The organism is Marinobacter sp. NFXS11 (assembly GCF_040148675.1).
GTDB lineage: Bacteria > Pseudomonadota > Gammaproteobacteria > Pseudomonadales > Oleiphilaceae > Marinobacter.
The window spans coordinates 83,847-99,631 of the sequence record NZ_JAGDDV010000002.1 but is presented as its reverse complement, the minus strand read 5'-3'; the positions used below and the strand labels follow the sequence as shown (position 1 = coordinate 99,631).

General features: G+C 60.1%; 14 protein-coding genes. 11 read left to right on the top strand and 3 right to left on the bottom strand.

Going from position 1 to position 15,785, the window contains the following annotated elements; all coding sequences use genetic code 11:
• Positions 1–5 precede the first annotated feature (5 nt).
• From pqqB to J3362_RS09525, 11 genes are all read left to right on the top strand, one after another.
• Complete coding sequence (pqqB, locus tag J3362_RS09575; RefSeq protein ID WP_349519351.1) at positions 6–935, top strand: pyrroloquinoline quinone biosynthesis protein PqqB; 930 nt, start codon at positions 6–8, stop codon at positions 933–935.
• Positions 932–1,687: a pyrroloquinoline-quinone synthase PqqC gene (gene pqqC / locus J3362_RS09570; protein ID WP_349519350.1), complete on the top strand. Its 756-nt coding sequence runs from the start codon at positions 932–934 to the stop codon at positions 1,685–1,687. Before pqqB ends, pqqC begins: the two co-directional genes overlap by 4 nt.
• Positions 1,687–1,962 carry a pyrroloquinoline quinone biosynthesis peptide chaperone PqqD gene (gene pqqD, locus J3362_RS09565; protein WP_053113097.1) on the top strand — a complete coding sequence of 92 codons (276 nt, stop codon included), beginning with the start codon at positions 1,687–1,689 and terminating at the stop codon, positions 1,960–1,962. Before pqqC ends, pqqD begins: the two co-directional genes overlap by 1 nt.
• The gene (pqqE, locus tag J3362_RS09560) at positions 1,959–3,095 is read left to right on the top strand and encodes a pyrroloquinoline quinone biosynthesis protein PqqE (protein ID WP_349519349.1); all 1,137 of its coding nucleotides are present in this window, start codon (positions 1,959–1,961) and stop codon (positions 3,093–3,095) included. Before pqqD ends, pqqE begins: the two co-directional genes overlap by 4 nt.
• A complete protein-coding gene (locus J3362_RS09555) occupies positions 3,061–4,983 on the top strand; it encodes an alpha/beta hydrolase family protein (protein ID WP_349519348.1) in 1,923 nt (640 codons plus the stop codon). Before pqqE ends, J3362_RS09555 begins: the two co-directional genes overlap by 35 nt.
• Before the next feature lie 44 nt (positions 4,984–5,027).
• Complete coding sequence (gene ercA, locus J3362_RS09550) at positions 5,028–6,191, top strand: alcohol dehydrogenase-like regulatory protein ErcA (RefSeq protein WP_349519347.1); 1,164 nt, start codon at positions 5,028–5,030, stop codon at positions 6,189–6,191.
• The gene (locus tag J3362_RS09545) at positions 6,175–7,941 is read left to right on the top strand and encodes a PAS domain-containing hybrid sensor histidine kinase/response regulator (RefSeq protein ID WP_349519346.1); all 1,767 of its coding nucleotides are present in this window, start codon (positions 6,175–6,177) and stop codon (positions 7,939–7,941) included. The genes ercA and J3362_RS09545 overlap by 17 nt, the downstream gene beginning before the upstream one ends.
• A 116-nt stretch (positions 7,942–8,057) precedes the next feature.
• Positions 8,058–9,848: a CotH kinase family protein gene (locus J3362_RS09540; protein ID WP_349519345.1), complete on the top strand. Its 1,791-nt coding sequence runs from the start codon at positions 8,058–8,060 to the stop codon at positions 9,846–9,848.
• Entirely contained in the window at positions 9,845–10,603 is a 759-nt protein-coding gene (locus J3362_RS09535; RefSeq protein WP_349519344.1) for a polyphosphate polymerase domain-containing protein, read from the top strand. Before J3362_RS09540 ends, J3362_RS09535 begins: the two co-directional genes overlap by 4 nt.
• A complete protein-coding gene (locus tag J3362_RS09530; protein WP_349519343.1) occupies positions 10,587–11,171 on the top strand; it encodes a DUF4956 domain-containing protein in 585 nt (194 codons plus the stop codon). Before J3362_RS09535 ends, J3362_RS09530 begins: the two co-directional genes overlap by 17 nt.
• Complete coding sequence (locus tag J3362_RS09525; protein ID WP_349519342.1) at positions 11,161–12,285, top strand: OprO/OprP family phosphate-selective porin; 1,125 nt, start codon at positions 11,161–11,163, stop codon at positions 12,283–12,285. The genes J3362_RS09530 and J3362_RS09525 overlap by 11 nt, the downstream gene beginning before the upstream one ends.
• Here J3362_RS09525 and J3362_RS09520 read toward each other — a convergent pair.
• From J3362_RS09520 to J3362_RS09510, 3 genes are read right to left on the bottom strand one after another with little or no spacing between them, the layout of a single operon-like run.
• Positions 12,257–13,627 carry a sensor histidine kinase gene (locus J3362_RS09520; protein WP_349519341.1) on the bottom strand — a complete coding sequence of 457 codons (1,371 nt, stop codon included), beginning with the start codon at positions 13,625–13,627 and terminating at the stop codon, positions 12,257–12,259. The genes J3362_RS09525 and J3362_RS09520 overlap by 29 nt on opposite strands.
• On the bottom strand, positions 13,624–14,265 hold the full coding sequence (locus tag J3362_RS09515) for a helix-turn-helix transcriptional regulator (RefSeq protein WP_349519340.1): 642 nt from the start codon (positions 14,263–14,265) through the stop codon (positions 13,624–13,626). Before J3362_RS09515 ends, J3362_RS09520 begins: the two co-directional genes overlap by 4 nt.
• Complete coding sequence (locus J3362_RS09510; RefSeq protein ID WP_349519339.1) at positions 14,265–15,743, bottom strand: response regulator; 1,479 nt, start codon at positions 15,741–15,743, stop codon at positions 14,265–14,267. The genes J3362_RS09515 and J3362_RS09510 overlap by 1 nt, the downstream gene beginning before the upstream one ends.
• Positions 15,744–15,785 lie beyond the last annotated feature (42 nt).

The following is a 15,785-nucleotide window of genomic DNA, read 5'->3' as shown; positions in this document are numbered from 1 at the left end:
CCACTATGTTGATTCACGTTCTGGGCTCCGCCGCCGGCGGTGGCTTTCCTCAGTGGAACTGTAACTGCGCCAACTGCGACGGCTTCCGCAAGGGCACCCTGAACGCCCGGGCCCGTACCCAGTCTTCCATCGCCATCAGTGAAGACGGCGAGCACTGGGTCCTGTTTAACGCCTCCCCCGACATTCGCGCCCAGTTGGCTTCCTTCGAAGCGATGCAGCCGGCACGTGCTCTGAGGGATACCGGCATTGATGCCATTGTGCTGATGGACAGCCAGGTGGACCACACCACCGGCCTGCTGTCCCTGCGCGAGGGTCTTCCGATGGACGTCTGGTGTACCGAACAGGTGCATGAAGACCTCAGCGGTGGTTTTCCGCTGTTCACGATGCTCACGCACTGGAACGGTGGCCTGAACTGGCAGCGCATCGAGGCATCCGAGCAGACGCCTTTTACCATTCCCTGCGCACCGTCCATCGAGCTGACCGCCATTCCGCTGCTGAGCAACGCACCACCGTATTCACCGCGCCGGGACAACCCGCACCCGGGCGATAACATTGGCCTGTTCCTGAAAGACACCCGCACCGGTCAGACCGTGCTTTATGCCCCGGGCCTGGGCGAACCGGACGACCGTATTCTCGGCTGGATGCGCCGGGCCGACGTGCTGATGGTGGACGGGACCGTCTGGCACGACGACGAGATGATCCGCCAGGAAGTAGGCACCAAGACCGGCCAGGCCATGGGTCATCTGGCCCAGAGTGGCCACGGTGGCATGATCGAGGTGCTCGACGCCATGCCGGCCCAGCGTAAGATCCTGATACACATCAACAACACCAATCCGATCCTGAACGAGGACTCCCCGGAGCGGGCGGAGCTGACCCGCCACGGCATCGAGGTGTCCTGGGACGGAATGCACATCGACCTGTCGGGGCAGCCATGAACGCCAAAGCCAACACCGCCATGAACCGGACGGATTTCGAGCAGGCCCTGCGCGCCAAGGGCCATTACTACCACATCCACCACCCGTACCATAAAGCCATGTACGGCGGACAGTGCACGCCCGAACAGATCCGCGGCTGGGTGGCCAACCGGTACTACTACCAGATCAAGATTCCCCAGAAAGACTCCGCCATCATGACCAACTGCCCGGACGCTGGTGTGCGCCGGCTCTGGCTGCAGCGGATTCTGGACCACGATGGCCACGACGGGGATGTCGGCGGCATCGAAGCCTGGTTGTCCCTGGCCGAGGCGGTTGGCCTGAGCCGGGAAGAGGTGATTGATCAACGCCACGTGCTGCCCGGGGTACGCTTTGCCGTGGACGCCTACCTGAACTTCGCCCGCCGGGCGACCTGGCAGGAGGCGGCCTGTTCGTCACTGACCGAGCTGTTTGCCCCGGAAATCCACCAGTCCCGACTGGACAGCTGGCCCGCCCACTATCCGTGGATTGAAGAGAGCGGCTACAGCTACTTCCGCAAGCGTCTGTCCGAAGCCAGAAGAGACGTGGAACATGGCCTGACCATTACCATCGACCACTTCACCACAGAGGCACAGCAGGCCCGGGCCCTGGAGATTCTTCAGTTCAAGCTGGACATCCTCTGGACCATGCTGGATGCCATGACCATGGCCTACAGCCACCGCACCCCGCCGTACCACACCGTGACCGACGAACAGGTCTGGCACCGGGGACTGTAATGGAGGTGGGTATGCACGAAGTACCGCGTTTTCGGCGAGGATTCCGGTTCCAGTGGGAGCCGGCCCAGGAAAGTTATGTGCTGCTGTATCCGGAAGGGATGGTGAAGCTCAACGGCAGTGCCGGCGCCATTCTCAACGAGGTGGACGGTCAGCGTACCGTGGCCGACATCGTCGCCAGTCTGGAGCAGCAGTTCCCCGACGCCGGCCCGCTTGGCAAGGACGTCAGCGAATTTTTGCAGGACGCCCGGCACCAACACTGGATTGAACTGTCATGAGCACGACCAACCCCCACAACGCCGGGCCACCCCTGTGGCTGCTGGCAGAGCTGACCTATCGCTGCCCGCTGCAATGCCCTTATTGCTCCAATCCGCTGGACTTTGCGCAAACCCAACAGGAGCTGACCACCGAGGAGTGGGTGAGTGTGCTTCGACAGGGCCGCAAGATGGGGGCGGCGCAACTGGGTTTTTCCGGCGGCGAGCCCCTGGTCCGCCAGGACCTGGCGGAGCTAATCGCCGAGGCGCGGCACCTGGGGTATTACACCAACCTGATTACTTCAGGGCTGGGCCTGACGGAGGCCAAGGTGGATGCCTTTGCCGAGGCGGGGCTGGATCATATCCAGGTGAGCTTTCAGGCGTCCGATCCGGAACTGAACAACGCCGTGGCCGGCTCCCGAAAGGCCTTTGACCAGAAGCTAGCCATGGCCCGGGCGGTGAAGGAAGCCGGCTATCCCATGGTGCTCAACTTCGTGATCCACCGCCACAACATCCACCAGATGAACGACATCATGGATTTGTGCGAGCGCCTGGGGGCGGACTACGTCGAGCTGGCCACCTGCCAGTATTACGGCTGGGCCTTCGAAAACCGGGAAGGGTTGATGCCTTCCAAAGCACAGCTGGTGAAGGCAGAGCAGGAAGTGAACCGGTACCGGGAACGGCTGCAGCAATCCGGTTCGGCCATGAAGCTGATCTTTGTGACACCGGACTATTACGAAGAGCGCCCGAAAGCCTGTATGAACGGCTGGGGGAATCTGTTCCTGACTGTGGCCCCGGATGGCACCGCACTGCCGTGCCACAGCGCACGGCTCCTGCCGATCGATTTTCCGAATGTCCGAGACATGGATCTGCAAAACATCTGGTACGACAGCCCGGGGTTCAACCACTACCGCGGCGACAGCTGGATGCCGGAGCCTTGTCGTTCCTGCGATGAGAAGGAGAAAGACTTCGGTGGCTGTCGCTGTCAGGCCTATCTTTTGACGGGCAACGCGGATAACGCAGATCCAGTATGCAGCAAATCGTCGTATCATGATCGAATACTGGCAGCGAGGAAAGCTGCCGATCATGCCACGGCCGGCCTGACTGAACTGGTATATCGAAATGCGGATAATTCACGGCTTTTCTTCCGGGGTTAACAACTCCGCCAGCAATCCTGCACTGGTCGGCCATCACCACGACAAAACGGTACTGAGTGCCTACGAGGCCTGCTCGGCGCATGTCCAGCGTGGGGAACTTGCGGTGTCCCCGGCGGGTGTGTGCTGGCTGGAGACGGATCCGGCACGCGGCTGCAATACGCTCTGGCACCTTTCCGATCAGGGGCCTGTTCGCCTTGGACCTGATGATCTTGGCATCCGCAGCCGGGTAAATGGCTACGGTGGTGGCGCCCTGGCGGCTGCCGACAGCGGTGTGTTCGTGGTTGGCGAGGATCAACAGATTCGGTTTGTCAGTCTGGCCGACGGCCAGTGCCACAGCCTGACCGATGACCCCGGGGCGGCCTATGGTGGGCTGGTCGCTGACCAGTCCCGTCAACGGGTGCTCGCGGTACGGGAAGCAGAGGGCAAGCAGCAACTGGTTGCTGTCTCCATGCTGGGCGAGCGTTCGGTGCTTCATTCCGGCCTGGATTTTTACAGCGCGCCGGCGGTCTCGGGCGATGGCAATCAGGTTGCCTGGACCAGCTGGCAGTTGCCGGATATGCCCTGGCTGCGTTCACGGCTGTGGACCGCAAATTGCTCTGAAGATGGATTGCTGGATCAAGGCCGGGAATGGCCCACTCCGTCTGAAGCGTCGGTACAGCAGCCGGTGTTCGATAGCAACCAACTCTGGGTTTTGTCCGACCACGAGGGTTGGTGGCAACCCTGGCGTATTGATACGTCGGGCGAGGGCAACTGGCACGCCAGCGATTCACCCGCCCGGGATCATGCCAATGCCCCCTGGCAGTTGGGCGAATCCCACCACTGCCCAACAGGCAGGGGCGGTTGGGCCCGGGTTCGTTATTGTAATGGCACGGGTGAACTCTGGCTCAGCTCCGGCCAAACCGGTGACGCAATCCGGGTTGCCCGGGATTTTGGCGACTTCCGTTGTCTGCAGTCGGCTGGTGAGCATCTCTACTGCATCGGCCGTGCATCCAGCCGCCTCGACGCCGTCCTCCAAATTGATCTCCAGACCGGACAGGCCCGCACCATTGCCGGGGGCGAGGAGGCCATGCCAGAGGCGAGGGCGGCACTGCCGCTGGATATCGAAATTCCAACCCTGAACCCGGGCGAAGCCTCTATCCATGGGTTTTTCTACACGCCCAAACTGGCCACGCCAGACGTTCCTCCACTGATTCTGATTGCTCATGGAGGGCCGACGTCGGCGGCCTATCCGGTGTTCAATCCCCAGGTTCAGTACTGGTGTCAGAGGGGATTCGCCGTCGCTGAAATCAACTATCGAGGCAGCACCGGCTTCGGTCGTGAGTTCCGCCTGGCCCTGGAAGGTCGGTGGGGTGAAGTGGATGTCGCGGATATGGAACGGGCGGCAGACCACCTGGCCTCCTTTGGTCTGGCTGATGGCAGCAGGGTGTTTATCCAGGGACGTAGTTCCGGGGGTTACACGGCCCTGATGGCGATGATCCGAAGCCAGCGTTTTACCGCCGGTGCCAGCATGTTCGGCGTGACGGATCCCATGCGCTTACGGGCCATGACCCATCGCTTTGAATCCGGTTATCTGGATTGGCTGCTGGGCTCGCCAGAAAAATACCCCGAGCGGTGGAAGGAGAGAACGCCCCTGTTACACGCCGATCGCATAACCGCGCCCATGATCTTTTTCCAGGGCGGGCAGGATCGTGTGGTGGTGCCGGAGCAGACTCGTGCGATGACAGAGGCCATGAAAGCGGCTGGCAGGGCTCCGGAGCTGCACTGGTTTGAAGACGAGGGTCACGGTTTCCGACGCCAGGCCAACCAGGCCGGTATGCTCGAATGGATGTTCAGTTTCTACCGAAAGCATAGCCAAAAGGCCAATGAACAGGCGGAGAACTTGAGTTAAACTCTCGGCTATTCCTATAACAACAAACGGTCGAGTGCAGTCTGATGAGTCACGATATCTCTTCCTTGCGAAAGTTTGTCTCACCGGAAATTGTGTTTGGTGCCGGCTCCCGGAAGTCCGTGGCCAACTTCGCCAGTAATTTCGGTGCTCGTCATGTCTTCCTGGTGTCGGATCCGGGAGTGGCAGCCGCCGGCTGGGTCAATGAAATCGTGACGCTGCTGACCGATGCAGGTATCCGCTCGACCGTTTATACCGGTGTTTCACCGAACCCCAAGGTGGATGAGGTAATGACCGGGGCCGAGCTCTACAAATCCAGCGAATGTGATGTCATTGTCGCCATCGGTGGCGGCAGCCCCATGGACTGCGCCAAAGGCATCGGTATCGTCGCCACTCATGGCCGCAGCATCCTGGAGTTCGAGGGCGTCGACACCATCACCAACCCGTCACCGCCCCTGATACTGATTCCGACCACCGCAGGCACTTCGGCGGATGTGTCCCAGTTCGCGATCATTTCCGACCCCAACCGCCGGTTCAAGTTCTCGATCATCAGCAAGGCCGTAGTGCCGGACGTGTCCCTGATTGATCCGGAAGTCACTGAAACCATGGATGCCTACCTCACCGCCTGCACCGGCGTAGATGCCCTGGTGCACGCCATCGAGGCCTATGTGTCCACGGGCAGCGGCCCGCTGACGGATACCCATGCGCTTGAAGCCATCCGGCTGATCAACCGGAATCTGGAGCCGCTGGTGGACAACACCGCTGATCCCTATCTCCGGGAGCAGATCATGCTGGCGTCCATGCAGGCGGGGCTGGCCTTCTCCAATGCGATTCTTGGGGCGGTACACGCCATGTCCCACAGTCTTGGCGGATTCCTGGATTTGCCTCATGGTCTGTGTAATGCGCTGCTGCTGGAGCACGTGGTGGCTTACAACTTCCAGTCTGCGGAAGACCGTTTCCGCCGCGTTGCCGAAGCCATGGATATCGATACCCGGGGTATGAACAAAGCGGAAATCAAGAAGCGGCTGATGAACCGTATTGTGGAGCTCAAGCGGCGGGTCGGTCTGGAGGCGCGTCTTGCCCAGCTGGGTGTTTCGGTGTCCGATATTCCCCACCTGTCCGGCTTTGCGTTGCAGGATCCCTGCATTCTCACCAATCCCCGGAAGTCGTCGCTGCGGGATGTCCAGGTCGTCTATGAAGAAGCCCTCTGACATCAAGGATGGCGAACAGGACAGTAGCTACGGAATTGGCGATCTTCTCGGGCTGGGCAGCCAGTCCGTCCGCAAGAACTATTACCCGGCTCTGCAGGAACGCATTGACGAGCTGGAGCAGGAACGCAACCGCTACAAATGGCTGTTCGAGAACGCGCTGCACGGTATCTTCCAGGCCAACCTGCGGGGCGGCTTTCTGGCCTGCAACCCGGCGATGGCGAGAATCTGCGGTTATGACAGCCCCGAGGCGCTCACGGAAAAGGTCATCCGGCTCCGTGAACAGTTGTTCTGCAGTTCCAGTGAATTCGATGCCATACGTCAGGAGCTTCTCGACGAGGGCAGTCTGAGTGCCCGGGAAACCCGTTTCCAGCGTGCTGATCGCACGCCGGTCCACGTTGCTGTCACCCTGCTGCGACGCCCGGACCTCGGACCGGAAGTAGTGGAAGCCTTCGTTGCCGACATAACCGAGCGAGTGTTGGCCCGGCAGAAACTGGAGCAGTTGAACGCCACCCTTGAGCGGCGCGTGGAAGAGCGGACCGAAGCACTGCAGAATGCCAATGTGGGCCTGCGCTACCAGATCGAGGAGCGCGAGAAGGTTGAGCGCGAGCTCTTTGTTGCCATGGAGGCCGCCAAAGAGGCCAACCGCAGCAAGGATAAATATCTCGCGGCGGCCAGCCATGACCTGCTTCAGCCCCTGAATGCAGCCCGGCTGATGATATCCGCGCTCCAGGACAGCACGCTGCCGGAACAGGAAACCCGCATGGTGCACCAGGTGCATCGGGCTCTGGAGGGCGCCGAAGACCTGCTGGCGGACCTGCTGGATATCTCCAAGCTCGACCAGCAGGCAATGAAGCCTGATCTGGTTTACACCGATGTGGCCGCCCTGGCCAGATCCCTCGGGGAGGAGTTCGAGGCCGTTGCCAGCAATGCCGGCCTCGGGTTCCGGGTACGCACCATTCCGGCGATGGTGCGGACAGATCAGCGCATGCTGACCCGTATCCTCCGAAATCTGCTCAGCAACGCCTTCCGGTACACCCGCAAGGGCGGTGTTGTCATGGCGTTGAGATCCCGCGGCGACCGTCTGCGGATTGAAGTCTGGGACACCGGTGTTGGCATCGAGGAAGACAAGCTCCGGGACATTTTCACCGAGTTTCACCAGCTGTTGCCCCAGGGCACCGGCGGCCGGCAGGGTGTGGGCCTGGGGCTGGCCATCGTGGAACGGATGGTTCGGGTGCTGGGGTACGACATTGATGTGTCATCACGGCCCGGTCGTGGCTCCCGCTTCGTGCTGAGCCTGCCGCTTGAACCCGCTCAGGCCAGACCGGATATGGCCCGTACAGATTCGCTCCAGAATTTCGCCGATGGCTTTGACGGTGTGCCGGTGCTGGTGATCGACAACGAGCCGGCGGTGTTGGAGAGCATGCAGTTGCTGCTGGAGCGTTGGGGCTGTGATGTGCTCACAGCCGCCAGCAAGGCAGAGGCCGTGGAGGCTCTCGAGCAAACCGGCCAGATACCGGCCCTTATCCTTGCGGACTATCACCTGAACAATGAGCGAACCGGTTACGATGCAGTTCACGGGGTTCGCCGCCACCTTGGTCGGGATATTCCCGCCGCCATCATTACCGCAGATCGTAGCGACGACACCCGCAAGATACTGCGCGCACAGTACCTGCCAATACTGAACAAGCCGGTGAAACCGAACCGGCTCAGGGCCCTGATGACCAGCCTGCTGACCTCTGCTTCGGCCTGACCCCTTCTCGCCCGTCATGTAAGACTTTCTTACATACACTCTGAAGCGCTTCGCGAAATACTCCCTCAACCGGTCTCCGATACCGGCAGGTTTCAAAACATCTGAGGGAGTAACAGATGAAAACAACAACGATTGGCCGGAAAGCCGGCAGTGGATTTGGGCATTGGTGGCTGGCAATGATCGGCGCTGTGCTATTGGCCGGTTGCGGCGGTGGGGGCGGCGAGACGGAGGTGTCCAGCCCCTCGGATTTCGAACCCCCGGCGGAGCCCGTGAATATCGGGGGTGATGCCGAGCTCTATGATCCCGAACGGCTGATTGATGTGTCGGTCACCATGAGCTCCGCCGATTTCAGCAAACTGAAATCGGAAGCCCGAACCCTGGCCAGCACTGACCGGGAATGTGTGCCCGAGTTCGAATACACGGAATTCACGGCCAGCGTCACCATCGACGGTGACCGCATGGACCGGGTGATCGTGCGCAAGAAGGGCTACATGGGCTCCCTGAGCCCCAGTATCCCCTCTCTCAAGCTGGACTTTAACGATCTCTGGCCTGGTCGCACTTATCAGAACATGACCCGGATGACCCTGAACAATAACCGCCAGGACCCCTCCAATGCCCGCCAGTGCATGGCCTATGACCAGTTTCGGCAGGCCGGGCTCGCGGCGCCGAAATGCAATTACGCCAGAGTGTCTGTCAATGGCGAGGATCTGGGTGTGTTTACCAATGTCGAGCCGATCAAGAAGCCCTTTCTGGCACGGGTATTCGGGGACGACGACGGTAACCAGTACGAAGCCCAAACGGCGGACTTCGGTACCTGGCTGAGCGAGCGTTTCGAGAAAAAGACCAACGAAAAAGAAAACGACCGGACTGACCTGCAGACCGTTACCGATGCTCTGGCGTTACCCGATGAGCAGATGATGAATGTATTGCCGCAGCTGGTGGATGTGGATGAATTTATCCGGTTCTGGGCGCTGGAAACATTGTTAGGAGCCTGGGATTCCGCTACTGGCAACGCCAACAATTTTCACATCTATCGGGACCCCGGAGACGGCCTGTTCCATTTTATTCCCTGGGGCGCTGATACGGCGTTTCGTGGGGCGCATCCCCTGAAGCCGCTCACGGGGGTGCTGTACCGCAACTTCTCGCTGGCCGACCGGCTTTTCAACATTCCCGAGTACAGGACGCGCTATGAGGCCGAGCTTGAAGACCTGCTGGCCACCCAGTGGGATGAGGCCGATTTGCTGGCGGAAGTGGAGCGGATACGTGAGCTCACCAGCACCAGCGCGGAGGCGACTGCCAGCCTGAAAGCCTTCATTGGTGGCCGTGGCGTGGCCGGTGATGACGATTTCCGGCCTGCCCGCCGAGCTGTTATTGAACAGGCCATCGCCGAGGAAACGCCCTTCGGGGAAGTGTACCGGCTTGCGGACACGCAACCGGATTGCAGCGTGCCGGCGACAACCAGCCTGACCGGCACCATCAAGTCCGAGGACGGTGCCGACACAGGTGCCTTCCGCTTCACGCTGCCCGGAGGTCGGGCGGTGAACGCGAGCCTGACTTTTGCCGCCTTCGAGGTGGACAGCCTGGTTTACTCGGTTGATCGCGAATCAAACCCGGCGGTGATCAGCCTCCTGCTGATTGGCGCGGATATCAACGACAACTTCACGCCCTATGTGCTGCAACTGTTTATCGAGGCATCCGATTACGTGCCGGGCACACACGAGTTCCATGGCTTTGCCACCAACGCTCTGTTGATTGAGGTGGATGAAAGCCAGCCCGGGGATGTGCGCACCCTGGCCCTTGGCGCAGAGGGCAGTATTACTGTCATCGGGGCGGGATCCGGGGCCAGTGAGGGCGACGTGGAACTGACCCTGAACGCCACCCTGGAATACGATTCGGCGATTCGATGAACATGGCTGTCGCCAGCCCGCTGGAAGGATTCCGCGGGCACTGTCTGGCCGAACAGATGCAGGCCCGTTTGATGAATCGGGTCGACACCAAGTTTCTGGTGCCCGCATACCTGCTGGATGCCTGTCTGCGTGGATTGGAGCACCATTACTCCATCCTGGAGATCGACGGGCGCCGGCGGTTCACCTACGACACCCTGTATTTCGATACACCGGAACGCCAGCTTTACCTGGATCACCACAACGGCAAGTTGAACCGGTTCAAGCTCCGTATCCGGCACTACCGCGAAACCGGGGACAGCTTCCTGGAGGTCAAGAAAAAGAACAACCGGGACAGAACCATCAAGAACCGTTTGCCGCTGACAGCGCAAACCGTTGCAGACAGCCGGGTGGTTCCTTTCCTTGAAGAGCAATTGGGCCGACCGGTGGCAGGGATGCTGCCGGCTCTTTTTGTCGGCTACCGCCGGATGACCTTCATGAGCGCACAGGGGACCGAGCGCATTACGGTGGATACAGGGCTGGGTTTTTACTCGGCCGACCGCCGCAGCGGTCTGTGCCTGCCTGATATTGCCGTTTTCGAGGTCAAGTACGATCGCAAAGTCCCGTATTCCCCTTTCCTGGAACGTCTTGGTCAGCTCGGCTGCCGCCCCGTGCAGTTCAGCAAATACTGCATCGGCACAAGCCTGTTGTTCGGCCACGAATGCAAAACCAATCGCTTCAAACCGCTGTTAAGGAGACTTCATGGAATCTGCTGTTGATGTCCATTTTGCGATCCGGCTTTTGATCAATACCGCCTCCGTGTTTGTGCTGATTCGCTGCTACTACGCGTTTTCCCGTCACCGGGAGAATGCCGCCTCGTTCATTCTGTTTGGTGTCGGCGTTTTCCTGGTGACCGCATTGCTGCATTCGGTCACCGTCACCATGGGCTTTGCCTTCGGTCTGTTCGCCGTTTTCTCGATGCTCCGGTACCGAACCGAGGCCCTGGGCATAAAAGAGATGACCTATCTGTTTCTGGTGATCGCCATGGCCCTGCTGGCAGCAGTTGGCAACATGCACCACCTGGAACTGGTGTTCCTGAATCTGCTGGTCATTGCTCTGGCGCTGGTGCTCGAAACCCGTGTGCTTTTGCCACGCCACAGCGAGAGAGAGGTGGAGTACGAAAAGATCGAGAACGTCCACCGGGATCGCCGGGAGCTGCTCATTGCGGACCTTCGTGAGCGCACCGGTCTGGATGTGTTTCGGGTGGATGTGGTGTCTGTCAGCTATCTGAGGGACACCGCCATGCTGCGTATGCACTTCCGTCAGGAGGCCGATCATGCTCGCTGAGCTGAAATGGGCGTGGCTGGTGATCGGTCTGACACTGGCGTTCATGGTACAGCCTCTGCTCGCTGTGGCTTCTCCTGTCGAAGCAGAAGTGGGCGGTTACGTCGCCGCCGGTGTCGACCATTACGAGTCATTTTATGATGAAGACGGTGAGCGCAGCACAACCCGGGGCGTCCTGAGAAATGCGAAACTTGAACTGGAACTGGCCTTGGGAAAGCGCTGGGAGGTAGAGCTGGATGGCAGCTATAAGATTGAAGGTGACAAGAAAGAGCTGGATCTGGGCGATGCCTATCTCCTGTATGACGGGGAGAGCCGTTTCGAGGCTCAAATTGGGCGCTTCAAGGAGCCTTTTGGCCTGGAACGCCTCGCCAGCTACACCAGCCTGAACACCAGCGAACGTTCGCTGGTGACCTCGGCGTTCGCACCGGGGCGTTCCATCGGTGTTATGGCGGGGCAGTACCGCAAACGCGGCACCTGGTCCCTGGGTCTGTTCACCGATGAGCCCGATGGTGGCTCCACTCACGCCATAACCGCGAGACTGACCCGTGCCCCCATTCGTTCAGAAAGCCAGACCCTGCATCTGGGAGCCGCCGCCTCTTATCGTGATCTCGGCGACAGCCGCTTTCAGATCAAGGATGAGGGGGAGGTGTTCAGTGCCGACAATGTCATCCGCAGCCCACGATTCGAGGCCGGTGATGCCTGGCTGGCAGGTCTCGAGGTCGCCTGGCTTTATCATCGTCTGACCCTCGTGGCGGAAGCCATGGCACAGAACGTACGGCGAACCGACGGGTCACGCTGGCAGTTCGGTGGCACTTACCTCCAGGCCGGTGTGTTCCTGACCGATGATCGGCGCTATTACAACCGGGGTGAGTTTGACCGGATAGAGCCCCGGCACCGGGCGGGCGCCCTGGAACTGGTCGCACGACACAGTGCTGTGGACCTGAGAGACCGTAACCTGGGAGCCGAGGCGAGTGTGACGCTGCTGGGTCTTGCCTGGTATCTGGGCGAGTTGTTCCAGCTGCGCCTGAATTACCTGATGCCGGATATTCGCGGCAATACCCTGATGGCCGTGCCGGACGGAGACGCTGTTACCCTGCGTGCTGTGCTGCGGTTCTAGGCAGCGTGAGGGTCACCTGCGTCCATTGGCCGGGTTCGCTGGTAATCGACATGTTGCCCTTGTGATGGCGCATGATGGTCTGACAGATACTGAGGCCCAGCCCCAGGTTGTCCGGTGTATCACTGGTGGAATAGAACGGATCAGTGAGCCGCTTGATATCGTCTGGCGCGATGCCCTGGCCGTTGTCCCGAATTACGATTCGATGGGCACTGTCAGCGCTTTCGGCCGTTATCTCGATTTTGCCGGGCTGCCGGTTTTTGCTGACGGCAGAGACGCCATTGAGCAGCAGGTTTACGAACACCTGGGTCAGGGCAGATGGATAGCAGGGAACGGTCGTCCCGGCCGGGATGTCAGTCTGAAGCTCGACACCTCGTAGCTGATGCTGGCAGAAGCGGGTGGCGGTGGTCACCAGTTTGCTGAGGTCTGCCGTTTCCAGGTTGTGTTCAGGGACGGGGCGGGAAAACTCGATCAGGTCAGACACAATATCGGCAATGCGTTTCTGGTGGGTGCTGGCGTCGGTCAGCGCGTCTGCGACCTCGAAATTCCGGTTCACCGAGTTGGCAAAATCCACGGCCTGGCTGGCGCAGTTCAACGGGTTCATGATCTCGTGCAGCAGCCCCTTGGCCATATGGCTCAGGGCCTGATGTTTCTGTTCCTGGGCCAGTCTTTCTTCCGTTGATTTCAGGGTTTCCAGAGTGCGGGAAAGTTGTCGATTCCGGTCCCGGAGCAGGAATTGAAGCGCCAGCAAATTGCGCAGGAACTGCGACAGGAACCAGGCCGACAGCGGCGCCACCACCAGACACATCAGAATCAGCCAGTTGGTCAGAATGCCGATCAGGGTGTCGCTTACCTGAGTGCTGTCGACCGCCACGAACGTGGCGAGTACCAGCAGTGTCAGGTTGATCAGGATAATCACGCTGGTGTGGAACAGGGACAGGGTAATGATGCCAACGGAGCTGATGAAAAAGAACAAGCCCACGATGGGAGCGAGCGTCGCGCCCGTTGTCATGTATCCCAGGTAGCTGAACGCCGCCATGTTGAAAAACACCAGGTAGACAATCATCGGCGCTGACCGGCGCAGGCGCGTGAACCGGTGAGCGGCGATCAGACCGGTCAGAATCGCGGTGTAGATGAGGTAGATGCCGAATACGTCCGGTGCATCCGGGTTCAGGGCCAGGCCCCCGAGAAACAGCAGGGTACCGATAAAGGCAATCACCAGGTAAACGTCGGCGAACAGTGGCAGCACCCGGTACCGATACTGGGTGTGGTAGAAGCGTTCGAAGCGTCGCTGTCGGTAGGCGGGCAGCTGGCGGATCTGATCCATCCCGGAAAGCAGTTTCACTCGGCGGCTCCGTGTTGGTGTCGTTGCATAAAGAGAATGAGCTCGGGCAGGCGCTCGAAGCCCAATTTCACGAAAATCCGGTCCTTGTAGGAATGCACCGTCTTGCAGGAAACGCCAAGCCTGCCTGCAATATCGCGTACCGGCAGCCGGCTGGCCATCAGCTGTGCCACTTCCCGCTCCCGTCCGGACAAGGCCTGGTAGGCGAGCATGGCGGCCGGTGCTGGTTCCTGCTGCCAGTTACCGACATAAACCTGCCCGTTTCGAATGTAGAACAGCGTCTTGATCAACTCCTGTACTGGCTGGTCTTTGGATACCACGGCCTTGATGCCTGCTTCCAGATAGATCGCCATCCGCCCGTTGCTGACCGGCGTGTCCGATATCAGCAGCACGGACAATGACGGATTCACCGCCAATGCATGCTCGGCGATGGTGAGCCCGTCGTTGTCCTGCAGGTTTTCCTCAATCAGCAGTACCGAAGGGGTGGCCGTCTTCAGCCGATTGAGCGTTGCCACTCCGGTCTCCGATTCGCCAACCAGTTCGACCTCATCGTGCAAGAGGATCTGGAATAGCAGGCTGTCACGGAGCAGTCGCTGCCCCATGGTGACGTACAACCTGAGCCTGCGCTGACCTGACGCCATCAGTCTGCCCTGGCCGGCAGATGGAGACTCAATCGAAGACACTGGTCGCCTCCGGTCACGTCGATATCCCCAGCAAGCAGTCGGGTGCTTACGAAGAGCATCAGAAGAGCGCTCTGCTGCTCCAGCAGGGGGCGGGAGAGACGGGTGATTGGCGCCAGCAGATGGCTGTACATGTGAAGCGGGCTGGCGCTGGTGACCATGAGACCGCTCTCGGCCCGGGTCAATTCCAGAGCAGAGCGCTCCAGCCCGGAGGCCTTCATCAGGGTTGCCAGTGCCTGGCAAAGGGCCATCAATGGTGTTGGTGTTTCGCTCGTGCCTGCCGGGTTCTCCAAGGCGTCCGCGAGTGCCTGGTCAAAGGCTTGCCGGTTCTGGATGCCGTGCACGTGGCCTGGCTGCAGGGTGCTGAGCTGTCTGCCCACCATTCCGGCAAAGTCTCTTACAAGATCATGCTCAAGCGCGGTTTCCCGGCTTGCGCGCAGATGGGGTGGCTGGGCAGGAAGTGTGCGGACAGTTGCCAGGGCGTCCAGAAAGTCGGCAGTGATCGGTTCGCCGGTAAAACCGTCGACTCGCTCGGATAGATGTTCAAGCAGTCTGGCTCGTCGTTGCTGGCGAAGCTCCGCGAACTGTTGTTCTGCGATTGAGCGTGAGCGGTCTCTTGCAGAGACCAGGGTGCGATGCTGGACAAGAGCCTTGCGGAAGAGAGACAGCAATTCGGCTGCGTTCCATGGCTTCTTCTGATAGCGGAAGATCCGGCCCTCGTTAACCGCATCCATGGCCACATCAACCTCACCCCAGGCTGACGTGAGAATTCGGACAATGGTCGGGTGCGACTGGCGTAGTTCGTCCAGCAGCTCTTTGCCATGCATCCCGGGCATTCTCTGGTCTGTCATCACCACCGCGACATCGCTGTCTTTCTGCAGTACGAGCCGAGCCTCTTCTGCACTGATGGCGCTCAGCACGCGGAATTCGTCCTGCATGCGCTCCAACTGCCTCGACAGATAACGGGTGGCAGTCGGTTCGTCATCCACAATCAGAATCGCCGGTTTGGGGCCCTCGTGGGCCTCGCTGGTATCCGGAGAGAAGGTTTGTCCTTCGCGGGTAAGCGCGGCTGTGAGCACGTGCGACCGGATAACATCGGGATTGACCGGCTGTTCGAAGCAGCGATCGACCAGCTGATGGTCCAGCAGTTTCACGAGAAGGTTCAGCGCAATGGCATCTCCTATGAGGATCTTCAGAATCCGGGGGTGGTGGTCCCTGGCCTGTGCCAGTAGCGACGACTCAAGATAGTCATCAGCGCGGTTCGGAAGCAGAACGATCGCGGTGGGTATGGTGGCAGCCGAGGGCAGGTAGTCGAGTGCCCCCTGGTCAGTGGCGAACGCGTGAATAACGAAATCGCTGGCAAACAAGGTTTCGAAGTGCTGTCGGTCCTCGTCGTCGTCATACCGGAGAAGGATCTCCGCCGCTCCGCTGGTCGCCATGATTACTCTGTATCCTGTTGATGGGGTAGGGAAGAGATTAGC